Source organism: Flavobacterium amniphilum (assembly GCF_023634845.1).
Lineage (GTDB): Bacteria > Bacteroidota > Bacteroidia > Flavobacteriales > Flavobacteriaceae > Flavobacterium > Flavobacterium amniphilum.
In genome coordinates, this window is record NZ_JAMLJL010000007.1 from 208,817 (window position 1) to 226,490 (window position 17,674).

General features: G+C 39.1%; 22 protein-coding genes. 14 read left to right on the forward strand and 8 right to left on the reverse strand.

Annotation, left to right across the window (positions count from 1 at the left end; translation table 11 throughout):
• Positions 1-17 precede the first annotated feature (17 nt).
• From NAT51_RS10175 to NAT51_RS10205, 8 genes are all read left to right on the forward strand, one after another.
• On the forward strand, positions 18-1,274 hold the full coding sequence (locus tag NAT51_RS10175) for a TolC family protein (protein ID WP_250598707.1): 1,257 nt from the start codon (positions 18-20) through the stop codon (positions 1,272-1,274).
• Positions 1,275-1,289: 15 nt separating this feature from the next.
• Complete coding sequence (locus NAT51_RS10180; protein ID WP_250598709.1) at positions 1,290-2,180, forward strand: HlyD family secretion protein; 891 nt, start codon at positions 1,290-1,292, stop codon at positions 2,178-2,180.
• 104 nt (positions 2,181-2,284) lie between these two features.
• A complete protein-coding gene (locus NAT51_RS10185; protein ID WP_250598757.1) occupies positions 2,285-3,196 on the forward strand; it encodes an ABC transporter ATP-binding protein in 912 nt (303 codons plus the stop codon).
• Entirely contained in the window at positions 3,183-3,932 is a 750-nt protein-coding gene (locus tag NAT51_RS10190) for an ABC transporter ATP-binding protein (protein ID WP_250598711.1), read from the forward strand. The genes NAT51_RS10185 and NAT51_RS10190 overlap by 14 nt, the downstream gene beginning before the upstream one ends.
• Positions 3,933-3,949: 17 nt before the next feature.
• The gene (locus NAT51_RS10195; protein WP_250598713.1) at positions 3,950-5,056 is read left to right on the forward strand and encodes an ABC transporter permease; all 1,107 of its coding nucleotides are present in this window, start codon (positions 3,950-3,952) and stop codon (positions 5,054-5,056) included.
• Between the two features lie 42 nt (positions 5,057-5,098).
• The gene (locus tag NAT51_RS10200; RefSeq protein WP_250598715.1) at positions 5,099-6,220 is read left to right on the forward strand and encodes an ABC transporter permease; all 1,122 of its coding nucleotides are present in this window, start codon (positions 5,099-5,101) and stop codon (positions 6,218-6,220) included.
• A 26-nt stretch (positions 6,221-6,246) separates the two neighbouring features.
• Positions 6,247-6,372 (forward strand): hypothetical protein, encoded by a 126-nt coding sequence (locus tag NAT51_RS19685; RefSeq protein ID WP_262921805.1) that lies wholly within the window; start codon positions 6,247-6,249, stop codon positions 6,370-6,372.
• Position 6,373: 1 nt separating this feature from the next.
• Positions 6,374-7,153, forward strand: a complete 780-nt coding sequence (locus NAT51_RS10205) for a hypothetical protein (protein ID WP_250598717.1) — start codon at positions 6,374-6,376, stop codon at positions 7,151-7,153.
• Positions 7,154-7,204: 51 nt separating this feature from the next.
• On the opposite strand, the gene NAT51_RS10210 is transcribed toward NAT51_RS10205, so the two are convergent.
• The 8 genes from NAT51_RS10210 to NAT51_RS10245 all read right to left on the reverse strand — a co-directional run bounded on the left by NAT51_RS10210 (position 7,205) and on the right by NAT51_RS10245 (position 12,806).
• On the reverse strand, positions 7,205-8,263 hold the full coding sequence (locus NAT51_RS10210) for a nucleoid-associated protein (protein WP_250598719.1): 1,059 nt from the start codon (positions 8,261-8,263) through the stop codon (positions 7,205-7,207).
• An 88-nt stretch (positions 8,264-8,351) separates the two neighbouring features.
• Positions 8,352-8,891 (reverse strand): plasmid pRiA4b ORF-3 family protein, encoded by a 540-nt coding sequence (locus tag NAT51_RS10215; RefSeq protein ID WP_250598721.1) that lies wholly within the window; start codon positions 8,889-8,891, stop codon positions 8,352-8,354.
• 85 nt (positions 8,892-8,976) lie between these two features.
• On the reverse strand, positions 8,977-9,366 hold the full coding sequence (gloA2, locus tag NAT51_RS10220; protein WP_250598723.1) for an SMU1112c/YaeR family gloxylase I-like metalloprotein: 390 nt from the start codon (positions 9,364-9,366) through the stop codon (positions 8,977-8,979).
• On the reverse strand, positions 9,350-9,988 hold the full coding sequence (locus tag NAT51_RS10225) for a DUF998 domain-containing protein (protein WP_250598725.1): 639 nt from the start codon (positions 9,986-9,988) through the stop codon (positions 9,350-9,352). Before NAT51_RS10225 ends, gloA2 begins: the two co-directional genes overlap by 17 nt.
• A gap of 15 nt (positions 9,989-10,003) precedes the next feature.
• Positions 10,004-10,612, reverse strand: coding sequence for an HPP family protein (locus tag NAT51_RS10230; protein WP_250598727.1), 609 nt, complete (start codon positions 10,610-10,612; stop codon positions 10,004-10,006).
• A 1-nt stretch (position 10,613) separates the two neighbouring features.
• The gene (locus tag NAT51_RS10235; RefSeq protein ID WP_250598729.1) at positions 10,614-11,894 is read right to left on the reverse strand and encodes a chloride channel protein; all 1,281 of its coding nucleotides are present in this window, start codon (positions 11,892-11,894) and stop codon (positions 10,614-10,616) included.
• A 100-nt stretch (positions 11,895-11,994) separates the two neighbouring features.
• The gene (locus NAT51_RS10240; RefSeq protein ID WP_250598731.1) at positions 11,995-12,348 is read right to left on the reverse strand and encodes an MmcQ/YjbR family DNA-binding protein; all 354 of its coding nucleotides are present in this window, start codon (positions 12,346-12,348) and stop codon (positions 11,995-11,997) included.
• Positions 12,348-12,806 (reverse strand): YciI family protein, encoded by a 459-nt coding sequence (locus NAT51_RS10245; RefSeq protein WP_250598733.1) that lies wholly within the window; start codon positions 12,804-12,806, stop codon positions 12,348-12,350. The genes NAT51_RS10240 and NAT51_RS10245 overlap by 1 nt, the downstream gene beginning before the upstream one ends.
• A 1,120-nt stretch (positions 12,807-13,926) precedes the next feature.
• On the opposite strand from NAT51_RS10245, the gene NAT51_RS10250 reads away from it, so the two are divergent.
• The 6 genes from NAT51_RS10250 to NAT51_RS10275 all read left to right on the forward strand — a co-directional run bounded on the left by NAT51_RS10250 (position 13,927) and on the right by NAT51_RS10275 (position 17,443).
• Positions 13,927-14,781 carry a hypothetical protein gene (locus NAT51_RS10250; protein WP_250598735.1) on the forward strand — a complete coding sequence of 285 codons (855 nt, stop codon included), beginning with the start codon at positions 13,927-13,929 and terminating at the stop codon, positions 14,779-14,781.
• 246 nt (positions 14,782-15,027) lie between these two features.
• Entirely contained in the window at positions 15,028-15,351 is a 324-nt protein-coding gene (locus tag NAT51_RS10255; protein WP_250598759.1) for an ArsR/SmtB family transcription factor, read from the forward strand.
• A gap of 5 nt (positions 15,352-15,356) precedes the next feature.
• The gene (locus NAT51_RS10260; protein ID WP_250598737.1) at positions 15,357-15,821 is read left to right on the forward strand and encodes an SRPBCC domain-containing protein; all 465 of its coding nucleotides are present in this window, start codon (positions 15,357-15,359) and stop codon (positions 15,819-15,821) included.
• Between the two features lie 27 nt (positions 15,822-15,848).
• Positions 15,849-16,232, forward strand: a complete 384-nt coding sequence (locus tag NAT51_RS10265) for a DoxX family protein (RefSeq protein ID WP_250598739.1) — start codon at positions 15,849-15,851, stop codon at positions 16,230-16,232.
• A gap of 2 nt (positions 16,233-16,234) precedes the next feature.
• Positions 16,235-16,813, forward strand: coding sequence for a YdeI/OmpD-associated family protein (locus NAT51_RS10270; RefSeq protein WP_250598741.1), 579 nt, complete (start codon positions 16,235-16,237; stop codon positions 16,811-16,813).
• A 183-nt stretch (positions 16,814-16,996) separates the two neighbouring features.
• A complete protein-coding gene (locus NAT51_RS10275; protein ID WP_250598743.1) occupies positions 16,997-17,443 on the forward strand; it encodes a hypothetical protein in 447 nt (148 codons plus the stop codon).
• Positions 17,444-17,674: the final 231 nt, after the last annotated feature.

The window sequence follows — 17,674 nt, forward strand, 5'->3', positions numbered from 1 at the left end:
TAAAAAATGTGATTAAAATGAAAAGAAAGTATTATGTGTTTTTTATTCTGTTGTTTTTCAGTATGATAAATGCCCAAGAAATGAAGATTTTGACCTTGGATGGATGTCACCATAACGCTGAACAACAGTATCCACTGATTAAAAAGCGGGATTTGATAACTAAAAGCCTGGAATATTCAATAAGCAACATTTCAAAAGGATATTTGCCTCAACTGAGTGGTTTGAATCAATTAACTTGGCAATCAGATGTTACTAAATTTCCGGTTTCAAATCGAAATGCTGATATGCCTGAAATAAGCCAGACACAGTACAAAGGCTATGCTGAAGTAACGCAGTTGGTTTATGACGGAGGTGTAATCAGACAAAAGAAAAGTAATGAAGAAGTGAATGCGAAAGTCATGACGCAGTCATTGGAAGTAGAACTATACAAGTTGCGTGACCGGATCAATAATCTTTTTTTGGGTATCATAATGATTGATGAACAATTGAAAACAAATCAGTTGTATAAGGATGATATCAATATCGGATTGAAATCGGTTGAAGCGCAAATTAAAAACGGAACTTCCTTCCGTAGTAATGCTGATTTGTTGAAAGCTGAATTGTTAAAAGCGGATCAGAAGTCCAATGCATTAAAGAGTAATAGAAAGGCATGTCTGAATATGCTGGGATTGTTTATCGGAAAGGAATTGGATGAAAATACGGTTTTGGAAAAACCGCAAACTCCAAACCCGGATAAAACCATCAAACGTCCTGAACTTAGTTTATTCGATTTTAAAAACGAAAGGCTGGATTTGAACAAGAAAATGATTAATACTAAGGATATGCCTAAACTGAGTCTTTTTGCGCAATCCGGTATATCAAATCCGGGATTGAATATGTTCGAAGAAGGAGTGCAAAATTATTTTATTGGTGGAGCAAGATTAACGTGGTCATTGTCCTACACCAAGAAAAAAGAAAAAGCAATTATTGATTTGCAAAAGTTGGAAAATGAAGCAGACAGGGAAACTTTTCTTTTTAACACGAATCTTGAATTGCAACAACAGAGTTCGGAAATTACTAAACTACAGGAAAATTTAGCCATTGATGATGAGATTGTCATGTTACGTAATAATGTAAAGAAGGCAGCTTTGGCACAATTGGAAAACGGCGTCATTACCAGTAGCAATTATTTGCGTGAAGTAAATGAGGAAAATGTGGCCATCCAAAATAAAAGTATTCATGTGATTGAATTGCTTCTGGCACAATATAAAGAAAAAACAACAAGAGGAAATTAACAGTAAAAGATAAAAATGAGAACAGGATTAATCATAGGAGTTATTGCTTTAGCAATGACATCATGCGGAAAAACCGAAAACGAATTTGATGCAACGGGTACATTCGAAGCTGTCGAAACGACAGTGCCGGCTCAGGCTAACGGAATCATCAAAGATTTTAAAGTGGAAGAAGGGCAGGACTTGAAGGCCGGACAAATTATCGGTTATATCGATACCGTGCAATTGGTGCTCAAAAAAGAACAATTGGAAGCCCAAATGAATGCTGTTTTAAGTAAAAAACCGAATATTTCAACAGAAACGGCAGCATTGCAGGAAGATTTAAAACAGGCTAAACGGGAGAGACAACGTCTCGAAAATCTGGTGAAAGCAGATGCGGCTACGCAGAAACAATTGGACGATGCAACTACTTATGTTGATATTGTCCAGAAAAAGATAGCCGCCTTGCAGACTTCCCTTGCACATTCGACATCGAGTTTAAGTGGTGAGGCATCGGGTTTACAGGCGCAAATTGAACAAATCAATGACCAATTGGAAAAATCGGAAATCGTCAATGAAGTAAATGGTAATGTGATTGCAAAATATGCCGAGGTAAACGAAATGGCATCCAATGGGAAACCATTATATAAAATTGCAGATTTAAGTACAATAACATTGCGTGTTTATATTACAGGTGACCAATTTGCTAAGGTTAAAATCGGACAAAAAGTAAAAGTGTTTGTTGATGCTGATGCCGAAAACTATAAAAACTACGAAGGAACTATTGAATGGATCAGCAATAAAGCCGAATTTACACCGAAAACAATACAGACTAAAGAAGAACGGGCCAATTTGGTTTACGCGGTTAAAATCAAGGTGAAAAATGACGGAATGCTGAAGATAGGGATGTACGGTGAAATCAAACTGTAATATAAATTCAAATGAAGGAGAATAGAAATGATATTGATAACACTTATAACGGCGGGATTGCTGTGGATTCGAAAGTCGCAGTTTACGTTGAAAGCCTTACCAAAATGTATGGTAAGAGGAAAGAAATAGTAGCAGTTGATTCGGTTTCTTTTTCGGTAAATGAAGGTGAAATTTTTGGAATAATCGGTCCTGACGGTGCGGGAAAAACGAGTCTGTTCCGTATGCTCACAACCTTGCTTTTACCCGACAGCGGAAAAGCGACCGTCGACGGATTTGATATTGTAAAAGATTATAAAAAAATACGGAATAATGTAGGATACATGCCTGGCCGGTTTTCTTTGTACCAAGACATGACGATTGAAGAAAACCTGACTTTTTTTGCAACGGTTTTCGGGACGACAATTGAAGAAAATTATAATTTAATTGAAGATATATACAAGCAAATCGAGAAGTTCAAAACCAGACGCGCCGGGAAACTTTCGGGCGGGATGAAACAAAAACTGGCACTTTGCTGTGCGTTAATCCACAAACCGACAGTTCTCTTTCTGGATGAACCCACAACCGGTGTCGATCCGGTTTCCCGTAAAGAGTTTTGGGAAATGCTGAAAAGGCTTAAAGAACAGAATATCACTATTCTGGTTTCCACGCCGTATATGGATGAAGCCACATTGTGCGACCGGATTGCTTTGATGCAGGAAGGTAAAATCATGTCGGTTGATACACCGAAAAATATAATGGCATCCTATCCGCAGCAATTGTATAGTGTCAAAGCTTCGGATATGTATGGTATGCTGAAGTCGCTCAAAAAATGGCATAGTATCTTGTCGAGTTACACTTTTGGTGAATATGCCCATGTATCGGTACGGAATGAAAGTGATAATACTATTAACGAAATTATGAAATATCTTCAAGAGCAAGGCCATACGGCTATAGAAGTAAAACCTACGGAAGCAACCATTGAAGACAGTTTCATTCAGTTGTTATCGGATAAAAAAGAAGAAAATGGAGACCACTAAGGAAATATCGATAAAGGCAGAAAAAATGACCAAGCGTTTTGGTGATTTTACAGCCGTGAAGGAAATCAGCTTTGAGGTTTACAAAGGCGAAATATTCGGTTTTCTTGGAGCTAACGGAGCAGGGAAGACGACAGCCATGCGGATGTTGTGCGGTTTGTCGGTTCCTACATCAGGTTCGGCAACTATAGCAGGTTTTGATGTTTTCAAAGATACCGAAGAAATTAAAAAGCACATCGGTTACATGAGTCAGAAGTTTTCGCTTTATGAAGACTTGACCATTTTGGAAAACCTGGAGTTTTTTGGTGGGATTTACGGATTGTCTATGGTACAAATCAAGGAGAAAAGTACGCAACTGATTGATAAACTGGGTTTACAGAAAGAAGCGAAGAAATTAGTCGGTAGTTTGCCTTTGGGGTGGAAACAGAAACTGGCATTTTGTACTGCGGTTTTCCATGATCCTGAAATAGTATTCCTGGATGAACCAACCGGTGGTGTCGATCCCGTTACCCGAAGACAGTTTTGGGATTTGATATATGAAGCAGCCGAAAGAGGTATCACGGTTTTCGTAACCACACACTATATGGATGAAGCCGAATATTGCAACCGGATTTCAATGATGGTGGATGGAGCGATCAGTGCCTTGGGTTCACCTGCCGAACTGAAAAAGAATTATAATGCCAATACTATGGATGAAGTGTTTTACCAATTGGCAAGAGTTGCGAAACGTGGTGATTAATTGTAAAGAATGAACAAATGAAGCAATTTCTGATTTTTGTATTGAAGGAGTTTTATCACGTATTGCGTGACAAGAAAACACTGTTTATTTTATTTGGGATGCCCATTGCCCAAATTACACTGTTTGGTTTTGCACTGACTAACGAATTGAAGAATTCTAAAATTATAGTTGTGGACAATGCCAAAGATATCAGTTCACAGGCATTGATTACCAAACTGGAAGCCAGCCGTTATTTTGAAATAGAAAAAGTACCGCTATCACATAAGGAAATCCTGGAACAATTCCGGTATGGGGAAATTAAAGCAGCTATTTTGTTTCCGTCCAATTTTAATAATGACCTGATGCATAACAATAAAGCCCAGATGCAGATTCTGACTGATGCCTCTGATCCGAATACGGCTACGACAATTACGAATTATGCCACTTCGGTTATTATGGATTACCAAAAGGAAATCAATAATGTGAATATGGCTCCATACCAAATTATTCCTGTAACCCGAATGCTCTATAATCCGCAAATGAAAGGTGTACACAACTTTGTTCCGGGAGTAATGGCAATGGTTCTCATGCTGATATGTGTAATGATGACTGCTATTTCTATTGTAAAGGAAAAAGAACTTGGTACGATGGAAATCCTTCTGGTGTCACCATTCAAGCCCATTCTGGTTATTTTGGCCAAAGCCGTACCTTATTTTATATTGTCTTTAATCAATCTGGGAACAATTCTGTTGTTGAGCGTGTATGCCATGGATTTGCCTATCAAAGGAAGTTTGTTGTTGCTGATTGCGGAAAGTGCTCTGTTTATTATCTGTTGTTTGGTTCTGGGGATTCTGATTTCTATTAACACCGCATCACAGCAGGTAGCCATGTTGGTTTCGTTAGTTGGAATGTTAATGCCAACGATGATTTTCAGTGGGTATATGTTCCCGATAGAAAACATGCCGAAAGTGTTGCAGGTTGTGTCAAACGCAATTCCTTCAAAATGGTATTACATCATTGTGAAGAACATTATGATCAAAGGATTGGGGTTTGCTTCGGTTTGGAAGGAAACACTCATTTTAGCAGGAATTACAGTATTTCTGTTGCTTGTCAGTCTGTTTAAATTTAAAGTACGGTTAGAGTAAGTGTGTGACGAAAGGTTTTACACAATTTTAAGAATATGAATTATGAATAATACACTGCTATTTTTATTACGGAAGGAATTCCGTCAGATATTCAGGGATAAAGCAATATTGGCCATTATTTTTATATTGCCCACCATTCAGTTCCTGATATTGCCGCTTGCTGCGAATTATGAAGTGAAAAACATCAATCTGACGGTAGTGGATAATGATAAATCGGCTTACTCAAGGGAGCTGATCAATAAAGTAACCGGTTCGGGGTATTTTAAGCTTCAAAATTACAGTCCTTCTTTTGCCGACGCATTGAAAGATGTCGAAAATGATCAGGCTGATTTGGTCCTTGAAATTCCGAAAGATTTTGAAAAGAATCTGGTTAACGGAAATTACCAACAATTATTTGTTGCTGTCAATGCGATCAATGGTTCCAAAGCCGGACTGGGCGGAAGTTATCTCGGACAGACGATTGCCGATTTCAATAAGGAAATCAGAATGAAACTGATTGATCCGGCTCAGTTTGGAAAAATAACTGAAATAGAAATTACTTCGGCCAATTGGTTCAATCCGCATATGAATTACCAAATGTACTTTGTTCCCGGAATTCTGGCTTTGCTGGTGACTTTGGTGGGGGCTTTTTTAACGACTTTGAATATTGTCAGGGAAAAGGAGATTGGTACTATTGAACAAATTAATGTGACGCCAATCCGCAAGTACCACTTCATTTTAGGGAAACTGATTCCGTTCTGGATTTTGGCCAATATTGTTTTTACCATCGGATTGGTATTGGCCCGTTATATTTACGGAATTGTACCGGAAGGGAATATTCTCGTGATGTATTCTTTTGTAGCGATTTATTTGTTGGCTATGTTGGGTTTCGGACTGTTGATTTCGACTTATTGTGAAACACAGCAACAGGCTATGCTCATCATGTTTTTCTTCCAGCTGATTTTTATGTTGTTGGGCGGATTGTTTACACCTATCGAAAGTATGCCCGAATGGGCCATCTGGATTGCAAGATTCAATCCGGTTGCTTATTTAATTGATGTGATGAGGATGTTCATTCTGAAAGGAAGCGGATTTCACAATGTAGTTGGACATTTCATGGCGATTATCGGATTTGCTGTGTTTTTTAATACCTGGGCTGTTTTGAATTACCGGAAAACGAATTAAATTTATGCTCAAAGTATTATACTAAAATGAGAAGAATACATTTATTTGAATTTGAAGATCAAAAGTGGTTTCCTGAGTTTTTGAGAAACTATATGACCGACTTCCTGCAGTTTTTATCTAATAAGACTAAATTGTATGCACCGGCCGACTAAAATGAGAAGAATACATTTATTTGAATTTGAAGATCAAAAGTGGTTTCCTGAGTTTTTGAGAAACTATATGACCGACTTCCTGCAGTTTTTATCTAATAAGACTAAATTGTATGCACCGGCCGTTCCTATTATTGAAAAAGGATTGATTGCCTGTGAAACCAATCAGATTATTGATCTGGCTTCGGGCGGCGGAGGCGGATTGATCTGGCTGAATAAAGAACTCAGCGCCGGAAATCCTGAACTGAAAATCCTGTTAACTGATTATTACCCGAATATAGCTGCTTTTGAGTATACGAAGAAGCAGGCTGCCAATTTTGATTTTATTGCTGATTCTGTTGATGCACGAAACGTTCCGGAGCATTTAAAAGGATTACGGACACAATTTCTGTCACTGCATCATTTTAAACCGGATGATGCAAAGAAGATATTACAGAATGCTGTTGATATCCGGAGCGGTATTGCAGTATTTGAAGCACAGGAAAGAACAGTTGCGAGTCTTGTTGCAATGTTTTTGTCTCCAATCTCAGTATTGTTGGCAACGCCTTTTATCCGTCCGTTTTCGATTGGACGGCTTGTGTTTACTTATTTAATTCCGGTAGTGCCTTTGGTTGTCTGTTGGGATGGTATTGTATCATCTTTACGGACCTATTCGGTAACTGAAATGAATGAACTGATATCCGGTTTGGAAAACGGTGAAACCTTTAACTGGGAAATCGGGAGAATGAAATCAGGGCCTGGAACGGTGTTGTATTTACTTGGAACACCAAAGAAAAGTATTTAAGCTACTATTGTTATAAATAGAAAACCCCAACAGTTGTTGGGGTTTTTAATATTATGATTTTTGCTCTTTGTTGAAGTAAACCAGATAGTAATACATCTGTTTTTCTTCATCCCAGCCTTTTTCCACAAACTTCTCTGCGCTTTCAGGATTGATAAAGTCTAATTTGATCTGGATGTTAGTATCCAGTTCGATAACGTTTTTCATCTTACGGCGTGCATCGCTTACTGCTGCATTGGCAATAGGGAAGGTGGTCAAGTCTTCAATGCTGTATTTTTCACCTTTATCCACTTTATAATTCTTGAACTCAGAAATTAAATCCGGGTTATCGATTACTTCGTTTAAAAAGGTGGTTTCTTCGAAATTGTCATTCTTTGCGAAGTGGTTTACCGCACGGTTCATGAACATTACTTCTTCTTTTTTATCTTCGGCAGGTAATACTACTTCTTTAGCGAAGTCCTGACAGAATTTAAGATACTTCTTTGTCATGAAGTTCTCGTCCTGGAAAGCGTCTACGCTAAGGAAATGCTCTAACCAGTAACGTGCATCATAACGGTTGCTGTCAACCGTAAGGATTTTGTATCCTTCTTCTTTTTTATAGTTGAAGATCAAACAACCTTTGTCCAGTTTCTGTAGGTTGATTCCCTGCTGTAAGATCATATCCAGTTGTGAGTCTTTCTCTTCAAACTGAAGGAAGTCAGATTTGATCTCACTTTTGAAAACACCAATAGCATCAACCGGTTTGTTATCGATGGAAACATTGGTTAAATAAGCCACATATACCTCACCGTTTTTAATGTGCGGATGATTAGACTGTTCAAATAAATGTTTTGTGATTTTTTTAGATACTTCGTGAACGTTACCCGGATTGGCAAATATTTCAGAAGCCAGAGTGTACATTTCGTTGTAATCCAAATCCACGTCATGGGCAAATTGATAGTAGTTTTCTTCGCTGCTTCTGAAAGGCTTGAAGAAAAACTCTTTTAAAAGCGGCATGATTTCATCATTTAGGCCATACGGCTGTTCAGATAAAAAGATTGCTTCGTTACGGCTTTTGTTTCCTACACGGTGGATTGATAAATTATCAATATGAGTATTAAAAAGATTGATCATTTTGTCTGTGTTTTGTTTGTTTAAATAAAAAAGAACATAGAAAACAGAAATATCTTTTAACTATGTTCTATAATCTATTTTAAAAATATTAATTCCAGTTCTCTTCGAAGCCGTAGTCTTCAAAAGAGTCGTCGCCTTCAAACATGTCGAAGTCTTCTTCATCGTAGTCGTCTTCAAATTCATCATGGAAACCACCTTCTTTATCTGCTTCGAATTCTTTGTCCGGGGCAAAAGAAGGCATCATTCCGTGGGAGAACAACAGGTCAGGATAGCTAACACCATTATCCGGTTCTTCAATTGCGGCTAATTCCACGAAGAATGTCCACATGTTCAGGAAGTCGTATACATAAATCATTTTGGTGTTATCTTCATCAAATGTGGATGATAAAAGATAATCTCCCATGGTTAAGCCTTCGCCAGGTGTGTCCCCGGTATCGAATAAAGGGATTTCTTCATCCTGATTCCATTTGTCATCACAGGTATAAAATGCAGCCATTTCCATTCCGTCAAAGCCGAAAGCGTTTACCACAGCATTGTGTAAATCTTCCAGTGTATCCTTTTCTTCAATGGCTATATCCCTGAAAATATCTTCTTCCGCGTCAAGAATGACTCTGAATTTGTAAATCATAATTGTCAGTATTATTGAAAGGTCAAAGGTAAAATATAATTTCGATTTAGAGTTTAGGAATCCTGAATTGTTGATAAGATTTTAATCAACTCTCGTAGAATTCGATAGGTAAATCATCTGGATCTGTGGTGAAGAAAAAGCGTTTTTGGGTGTATTCATCCTCTCTGATTTCTTCACAAACCAACTTATAATCTGTCAGGTATTGTCTGGTTTTGGCAATGTCATTTACCTCAAAAGCCAAGTGACGTAATCCTGCAGCTTCGGGTCTAGATATTCTTTTGGGCGGCTCAGGAAAAGAAAACAATTCGATGGTATAGATACCATTGAGGGCTAAATCCAGTTTATGGGATTGTCTTTCTTCCCTGAAGACTTCCTGTATGATTTCCAGACCGAGTATTTCCGTGTAGAAGTGTTTTGACTTTTGGTAATCGGAACAAATGATGGCGATGTGATGGACTTTATTGAGTTGGAGCATTTCGTTTGTTTTTCAGGACATGTAAAGAACAGAGGATAATCCAAAGCAGGATGCTTCCTTCAATAATACGTTGGATTACTCCTTTGTAGGGAGACTGTAAGTCGGCATTGAGCAGTATGAAAAAGCAGAAACTCAGCGCTGCCAGGATGAAACCCGAGTTGGAAAACGAAGCAGCATTCTTCCATTTCCGGGAGGCGATGGCTACTAAAGCAATTGAAGGCGGAACCATCAGATAGGTGAAGAACCCTGTCAGGTTGTGTATGAGTTGGCTCACGGAAGGATTAACAAAATCAGGGTTACAGCCGGCATCACAATTAAAGAAGCCGCAAATAACCGTACCTAAGCCATAACCGACACCAACTCCCAAAAAGCCTAAGGTGCTTAAAGCCGATTTATCGGTTTCCTTCAGCGAGAAAACAGAGAACAGAAACAGTAAGAACCCGCTTGGAATGTATAAAAAGTGGCGTATGAAGTCAGCGTCAGGAGCACCGACAGCATAGAGTTCGCTGATAAACTGTGAACTATAGTCATACCCCGGATACTGAATTCCGGCAATGACGGTTGTCAGTACAAAGAGCAACGCACCGGTAATTCCGGTTAAAAAGGTTTTGGATATAGTCATTTTACTTCGTTTGTTTTAGTTGGTCCCTTCCGATTTGATACGGTCGAAAATTTTGTTCTTAAACTTAGTAAATTTTTTGTTAGTAGGATAGTGCCTGTTGGTAGTCATGTTGTTAAAAATCAGGGCAAAAGCTAAAAGGATCAAGGCACCACTCAGTACCGGTGACAAGACATACCAATAGCCCAGTTTTACAATAGCAGGCGAACCCGTAACCGCAATCAGTGCGGTTGCACCACCGGGAGGGTGCAATGTTTTGGTAATCTGCATGAGAACGATGGCTGATGCTACCGCTACAGCGGAAGCCAGCCAGATAATGTCAGGGAAAAGCTTAGCAGCAGTGACTCCCACAATAGCAGAAATGACATGACCGCCAATGAGGTTGCGGGGTTGTGCGAGAGGACTCTGGATTACACCATAAATGAGCACACAGGAAGCACCGAAAGAACCAATCAGGAACACATAATCTTCTTTTGGGAAGGCATTGTACTGCAAATAGGCAATGATTCCCATGCCCGTAAAAGCACCGATGAAAGCCCAGAAATGCTCCCGGAAGTCCACCAATGTTTCTTTGTACAGAACGTATTTAGCCTTGCGGTAATTGCGTTTGATTTTGGGTGTAGGCATGCTAACTGACTTTTTGCGGTTTATAGGAATAAACGGTATGTGGATAGATATACTGCGCGGTGTATTTTGCAACAAGACAGACAATTGCCGCCGGAAACAGTAAAACGTAGTTGTTTATGAGTCCGCAGGTGAGGAATATGGCTGTAAGCGGAGCATTGATGCTTGCGCTGAGCATGGCACCCATTCCCAGAATCATGAAATTGAGAGGTATGACCTGTGCATCAAAAAAAGTATTCAGGAGAATGGCCAATAAGAGACCGATGAACCCACCTGTGAAAATGCTGGGAGCGAATACACCTCCGTCACCACCGGCAGCCAGGGTTGCAGAAGTGACTATGGGTTTCAGGATGATAATACCCGAGAATGTCAGGAATAAAGACAATGAAAGCGTCAACTGATTTGATTGTGCCAGATTTTCTTTAATGGCATGGTAACCTTCCCCGTAAAGCTGTGGCAATACCAATAAGGCGATACCCAGGATACCGGAACCCAATACTATTCTTGTGGAGTGTTTGCTGATTTCGGTGAACTTCTTTTTGAAGAAGATAACAGATTTAGTCAGGTAAACCGAATTCATGCCTGCGATGATACCCAAGAGTATAAAATAAGGAATGGCTTTCCAGTTCCAGAATGTTATATTGGCAGAGAATAATGGCTTTTCATCCAATACATAAATAAAAACCAGTGCTGTTGCCACTGCAATTGATGTTGTAATCAACAATGTTTTTGACAATTTCTTTGAGATGACTTCCCAGGCGAACAGGAAACCGGCAAACGGACTGCAGAAAAGAGCTGTTACCCCGGCAGCTACTCCTGCGCAGATCAATTCAGTTTTATGGCGGTTGAAGAGGTTTTCCTTTTCCTGCGCAACTGAGCCAACCGTAGCCGATGCCACTACTGTTGAAACCTCAATACCGGTAGAACCTCCAAAAGCAACAGTAAGTAATCCGTTGATGAAATGTGAAGGTATTTTATACACCGGGAGACTGTTCTTTCGTTCTGACGTAGTGTCGAATATTTCCTTAATACCTTTGTTTTCCTTCTTCTTGAACAGGTATTGGCGTAAAAAGTAAATAACGGATAATCCAACAGCCGGGAAGAGTATGAGCAGAAAGTTATTGGCAGAAGCTTTATGAAACAGAATGTCTTCGTAATGTTCAGTGATGTGTTTTAAGGAAACAGCCAGAAATGCAGAAAGAAAACCGATTAAAACAGAAACCACTGCCAGTTTTTGGTACTTGATACGTGTGTAATTCTTTTTGATGTGGTTTATTTTCTTCATGCGGGGTGTTCCATTAAGGTTTGGTCACTGCAAAAATACATTGCAATGAAAGAAATATTCTTTTAAAAATGTTAAAGTTAAGCTGTTGGCAGCAGGCCGGTTAGAGTAGGTTTAATTCTTTTTTAATCTTAGGAGGCAGTTTGTCTTTAACCAGATTGTACGATTGTCCGGTGAAGTGTTTCCATTCTTTTAGCGAGAGTGTATTGATGTTTTCCACCAGTACCCATTTGTATTTGGCCACATACGGGGCGGGTTTTATGCCCGGTTGGGTACTCATGGTTTCAAACTCTTCTTCGGTTACTTTGAAAGAGGCAGAGGTGGGCGACTGGTTGAGGCCCACTACGCAGAACATCTTAGTTCCGATACAAAAGCACAGATCATTACCCCATTTGATGTCTTCGGTAACGTGGGGCAGTGCTTTGCAGATTTGCTGTAGGGTTTCGATATCCATCATCAGAACTTAGTCTTGGCTACTTTATCATGGTTTTTGGATACCTGCATTAAGGCAGCGCTGCTGTACCATGGTGTTAATTCCACTTCGAATATTTTAGCTTTTACGGCAGGGTCTGTTTCTACGAGTTTCTGTGCTTCTTCGACAGTGGCACAATTGAAGATGAAAATACCACGGTAATTGCGGTCGTTTTTCATGAACGGTCCGGCTACTGCCAGTTTACCTTCTTCTGCCAGTTTGTTGATATTGGCCATGTGGCCTTCGAAGTATTTCTTCTTTTCCTCTGCAGTTGCGGTTGTATTGCTTCCGGTTTTTAAAATGCAGAATACATAGTGTTTCATTCCGTATTCATCGGCTCCTAATTCCTTTGCAAGTTTTTCATCATAGGGATTTAGATTGTCTGTTTGTGCATGGGAGGTTATTCCGCAGAAAAGAATTAAGGTATAGAAGATGTTTTTCATGATTATGGATGTTAGTGTTGTAAAGTTAGTTTTTTTAGTGATTAGTAACTAGTAATTAGTGCTTAGTTTTTAGTCCTTAGTCCTTAGTAATTAGTTTTTAGTTCTTGATGATTAGTGATTGTTGCTTTTAAGGAGAATCTACTAATCTTATAGTTTTATTCCGCTTGTATTGTACTTATACTGCACTTTAGTATGGCTTTAGTATGGCTTTAGTATGGCTTTAGTATGGCTTTAGTATGGGTCAAGTACGGGTCAAGTACGGGTCAAATACGGGTCAAATACGGGTCGAATACGGGTCGAATACGGGTCGAATACGGGTCAAGTACGGGTCAAGTACGGGTCAATTACGGGTCAATTACGGGTCAAGTACGGGTCAAGTATGGGTCAAGTATGGGTCAAGTATGGGTCAAGTATGGGTCAAGTATGGGTCAAGTATGGGTCAAGTATGGGTCAAGTATGGGTCAAGTACGGGTCAAGTACGGGTCAAGTACGGGTCAAGTACGGGTCAAGTACGGGTCAAATACGGGTCAAGTACGGGTCAAGTACGGGTCAAGTACGGGTCAAGTACGGGTCAAGTACGGGTCAAGTACGGGTCAAGTACGGGTCAACCGTGAGGTGATTTGGGGTTATAACATAAGGAGAAAAGACTTAAACGATGTTTTTTGGTTACCAACCGAAGTAATGGGATCTGGTGGCTTTGTTTGTACGGTTATCCGGTTTTTTGCATGGAGTGCCGGTTTTTGTGAATATTAGTTTGCAGTTTTCGGATGAATGTAATTTTTTTTGTTTTGGATAATAGGAACTTGCTTTTAAAAATATAAAATTTAATTTATTAAAAACCAGTATAAATACGTATTGTCTGCTATTTCAGATTCGCAGTATATTAGAGAAGTATGTAGTTTGATTATTGGCATGGAAATGTGCGGTTATCTGATGGTGATCCCAAAAAGCGGACATGCTTAGCGGTGAGACTATTGGGAGTTGGGAGATATTTGCTGGTTGATTCATCATTAAAAATGAATGAAAGGGATTCTTCCGATGGTATTGATTTTCCTGTAAAACATGATACGGGGGTGCTGAAAACCGAATAGAGTAGGCAGAAACTAAAAAATTAATAAAAATGGGGAAAAAATGTATTCTTGTTTTAACGATGATTTTCGGTCAGTTGGTATTTTGCCAGACATCTGCTTCTTTAGATAGTCCGGATAACCAGATCAGCGGAAACGGCATTTCAAAAGGTAAAGGTAAAAAGCCAACTACAGATGATGTTCTGAAGGGGAAAAAATCGTTACATTTTTTAAAATTGGCCTTGGATTATTCAAACGTTGAAATCAAATTTGACGGTAAGAAAATGATAGCCGGAGAGCTGACCTCCGATGAGGTTAAAAAATTCTGTTCGAATTCATTTGAAGGGGAGATACTGACAAGAGAAACGTTCAACGCTTCCTATAATGTCGGTATTTCCGGATTTGGTTCAGACGGTAAGATTGAAAGCAGTACTGTTTGCCTGAAGAAATTTGCCCTTTTTTACAAGTTGGTCAACGTGAGAAGAAAAAGTGATAAAGCCATTATCGGTTCCATTATTCTGGGATATGGATACAGTTTAGACGTGAATGTCAATTCCAAGGAAAAACAGGCGACAGCCAAGTATTCCAGTATTGCTTCTTTATCGGCGTCAAAAAGTAAGTTTGAGGGAAATATATCCCTTTCAAAATTCGGAATCCCCACGGATAAAGTCCAAATTACATTCCCGAGTATCTCAAAAGTAGATGAGAGCAGCCTGCAATTAGGTTCGAGCATGCTTGAAAATGCCAAAACCATGATTGTGAATGCTGTTGGCAACGGTCAAATTACCCCCCGTTTAACCGTTATCGGTTTTATTCCGATTGATGATACAGATAATGAAACCCTTTATAAGGCAATTCTTGACTTAAATGATCCTTCGGAAGAAAGCAAAAATTACATATTAAATTAGGGCGGCAATTAAGAAAAGATCAGTTTCAACGACACTTTTCCGCTTTATTGACTGCATAAAGTACCTTCCGGACCTGTTTCAATTGCCATTGCTGAACACCCGGAATTACTGCTAATTACTTTGTTTTAAAATGTTTGTGTAAACCCCAATTCAATAGTTGGGGTTTATTTTTTGTAAAAAAAATCTTCAATTTATTTGCGTAGTTAAATAACTACATATATATTTGTGTAGTCAAATAACTACATGATGAATTTAAGAAGAGATGTTTTTCAGGCAATTGCAGATCCAACGAGAAGGGCGATTTTACTTTTAGTTTCTGCGCAAGCGGTCACAGCGGGGGCGATAGCGGCTAACTTTGATACCGCCCGCCCGACAATTTCCAAACATTTACAGATACTGACCGAATGTGAATTACTCGGCAAAGAACAAATTGGCCGCGAGATTTACTACAGTCTGAACACGGAAAAGATGAAGGAGATAGCCGATTTTATAGAGCCTTTCCGCCAGTTGTGGGAGCAACGGTTCAATACTTTGGAACAAATCATGAAAAACTATACACCTAAAAACTAAAAAAAGTGGAACAGAAAACAAAACTCAATGCCGAAGACGGCCGCCAGGAAATTATAATCACCAGAGAGTTCGATTTGCCTTTGGAATTATTGTTTACCGCGTATGTTGAACCTGAAATCGTAGCCCAATGGATGGGGACCAAAGTGGTGAAACTCGATTCGAAAAAGCATGGCAGCTATCAGTTTGTGACAACCGATCCCAAAGGAAATGAGCATCATTTTAACGGTACCATCCATGAGTTTGTACCCAATCAAAAGATTACCCGTACTTTCGAGATGGAGCATACCGATTTTCCGGTGCAGCTTGAATTCCTGAATTTTGAGAAAGTAACCGATGTGACGAGTAAATTAACGATGCAGGTGGTGTATAAATCGGTTGAGGACCGTAATAATATGCTGAAACTGCCATTTGCGCAGGGAATCAATTTTGCGCATAACAGACTGCAGGAAATTGCAAATAAATTAAAATAACAAACAATCAAACTAAAAAACAGTATCATGACAAAGAGAAACAAAATTATCTATTGGGTAGCCACACTTTGGTTATCATTGGGAATGACAGCAACGGGAATTGTACAATTGATCCAATTGCCTGAAGAAGCTGAAAAAATGAAAGGACTGGGGTATCCTTTGTATTTTCTGACGATTATCGGAATATGGAAATTACTGGGTGTAGTGGCTATTTTGTCACCAAAATTACCTTTAGTAAAAGAATGGGCTTACGGCGGATTTTTCTTCCTGATGACGGGAGCCGCATTTTCGCATCTGGCCGTAAATGACAGTGCGGGTGAGTATTTCGGCCCGGGATTGTTGATCGTATTGACGATTGTGTCCTGGTATTTCAGACCGGAAGGGAGAAAACTGATAACCGTAAACGAATAATGATGAATCCGAAAGCAGACTGGTTTTTTGAAGAAGACTCGAATTGGCAGAAAGAATACAAGGCCTTGCGGACTATCGTGAATTCGTGCGGACTGACCGAAGAGCTGAAATGGGGCGTACCGTGTTATACCGTTCAGGGGAACAATGTGGTTCTGATCCATGGGTTTAAGGATTATTGTGCGTTGCTGTTCCACAAGGGCGTTTTGCTCAGTGACGAACAACAACTGCTGATCCAGCAAACGAAGAATGTACAGGCAGCAAGACAATTGCGGTTCACGAATTTAGAGGAGATCGTTTCGAATGAAAAACTTCTGAAAACGTATATCTATGAGGCGGTTGAGGTGGAACGTTCAGGTGTTCAGGTGCAGTATAAAAAAACCGAAGATTTTGAAATGCCGGATGAATTCCGTGTCAAGTTGGACAGCGACCCGAACCTGAAAACGGCTTTTGACGGATTGTCAGAGGGAAGGAAAAAGGGATACCTGCTGTTCTTTTCTTCGGCGAAGCAATCGAAAACGCGGGAGTCAAGGATTGAAAAGAACCTGGACAGGATATTAATGGGGAAGGGGCTTGACGATTAGTGGTTAATTGTTAGTGATGGAGATAAAAGATGGGTGTATGCTCATCTTTTTTTTTTTGAGTTATGAGTTATGAGTTATGAGTTATGAGTTATGAGTTATGAGTTGTGAGTTGTGAGTTGTGAGTGTCGTATATTGTTGACCGCGCTATCGGGGATGTTAATGTCAATTTTAGAAAATTAAAAAATGTTGAAATTGAAACGATGCTTGATTTTAATATCCATGTTCTTATTGTTTTTGAACTGTGGAGGAGTAAAAAGAGAATCTTACCAAGAATTGAAAATTGGAAATCCAGAAAAGAAGACCGGCTATGTATTGTATGATGGTAAGGAAGGACATGCCTATTTTATAGAAAAAAAACACATTGACTTAAAGAGATTGTCAAAGCATGGTATAGCTGTTTTAAAAAACAAGCCTGATTATGTTATTATTTTGCGGACCGGACTTTCTAAATTCAGGGAAAGTGAATATCTAAGCCTGACCTTGTGCAATAAAGATGAGAGGCTGATTATAAAGAAAAGTGATTTTTTATATGAAAGGTATTGTTTTGTCCGGTTGGAAGATTACAATTTTTATGTAGTTCTCCGAGAATATAAAGATTCTATACAAAGATTAATATTTTGTCAGGAGTGACAAGCATCTAAGTAGTACCACAAAGAGAATAAAATTGAGAAAAACCCAGATAGCGCATTCTATGATAAAAAACAACTTTAATTAAACAATTAAGATGCAAATTTATAGATATCTACAAACGGAGTTTGTCTGCTAACCACAGAGAAAACCCTACTTATAATTTTGCATCTTATATTGTTTAAAACTAACATGCCATTTTTGCCTTGTTCTTTCTTGTTATTATAATATTCT

Bases quoted from the DNA above. Each gene is read 5' to 3' on its own strand.
- NAT51_RS10245 (WP_250598733.1), bottom strand. From the start codon at position 12,806: ATGAAAAACATCTTCTATACCTTAATTCTTTTCTGCGGAATAACCTCC.
- NAT51_RS10225 (WP_250598725.1), bottom strand. From the start codon at position 9,988: ATGACTATATCCAAAACCTTTTTAACCGGAATTACCGGTGCGTTGCTC.
- NAT51_RS10190 (WP_250598711.1), top strand. From the start codon at position 3,183: ATGGAGACCACTAAGGAAATATCGATAAAGGCAGAAAAAATGACCAAG.
- NAT51_RS10250 (WP_250598735.1), top strand. From the start codon at position 13,927: ATGGGGAAAAAATGTATTCTTGTTTTAACGATGATTTTCGGTCAGTTG.
- NAT51_RS10210 (WP_250598719.1), bottom strand. From the start codon at position 8,263: ATGATCAATCTTTTTAATACTCATATTGATAATTTATCAATCCACCGT.
- NAT51_RS10175 (WP_250598707.1), top strand. From the start codon at position 18: ATGAAAAGAAAGTATTATGTGTTTTTTATTCTGTTGTTTTTCAGTATG.
- NAT51_RS10240 (WP_250598731.1), bottom strand. From the start codon at position 12,348: ATGATGGATATCGAAACCCTACAGCAAATCTGCAAAGCACTGCCCCAC.
- NAT51_RS10235 (WP_250598729.1), bottom strand. From the start codon at position 11,894: ATGAAGAAAATAAACCACATCAAAAAGAATTACACACGTATCAAGTAC.
- NAT51_RS10200 (WP_250598715.1), top strand. From the start codon at position 5,099: ATGAATAATACACTGCTATTTTTATTACGGAAGGAATTCCGTCAGATA.
- NAT51_RS10215 (WP_250598721.1), bottom strand. From the start codon at position 8,891: ATGATTTACAAATTCAGAGTCATTCTTGACGCGGAAGAAGATATTTTC.
- NAT51_RS10230 (WP_250598727.1), bottom strand. From the start codon at position 10,612: ATGCCTACACCCAAAATCAAACGCAATTACCGCAAGGCTAAATACGTT.
- NAT51_RS10205 (WP_250598717.1), top strand. From the start codon at position 6,374: ATGAGAAGAATACATTTATTTGAATTTGAAGATCAAAAGTGGTTTCCT.
- NAT51_RS10265 (WP_250598739.1), top strand. From the start codon at position 15,849: ATGACAAAGAGAAACAAAATTATCTATTGGGTAGCCACACTTTGGTTA.
- NAT51_RS19685 (WP_262921805.1), top strand. From the start codon at position 6,247: ATGAGAAGAATACATTTATTTGAATTTGAAGATCAAAAGTGGTTTCCT.
- NAT51_RS10195 (WP_250598713.1), top strand. From the start codon at position 3,950: ATGAAGCAATTTCTGATTTTTGTATTGAAGGAGTTTTATCACGTATTG.
- NAT51_RS10255 (WP_250598759.1), top strand. From the start codon at position 15,028: ATGAATTTAAGAAGAGATGTTTTTCAGGCAATTGCAGATCCAACGAGA.
- NAT51_RS10180 (WP_250598709.1), top strand. From the start codon at position 1,290: ATGAGAACAGGATTAATCATAGGAGTTATTGCTTTAGCAATGACATCA.
- NAT51_RS10270 (WP_250598741.1), top strand. From the start codon at position 16,235: ATGAATCCGAAAGCAGACTGGTTTTTTGAAGAAGACTCGAATTGGCAG.
- NAT51_RS10275 (WP_250598743.1), top strand. From the start codon at position 16,997: ATGTTGAAATTGAAACGATGCTTGATTTTAATATCCATGTTCTTATTG.
- gloA2 (WP_250598723.1), bottom strand. From the start codon at position 9,366: ATGCTCCAACTCAATAAAGTCCATCACATCGCCATCATTTGTTCCGAT.
- NAT51_RS10185 (WP_250598757.1), top strand. From the start codon at position 2,285: ATGTATGGTAAGAGGAAAGAAATAGTAGCAGTTGATTCGGTTTCTTTT.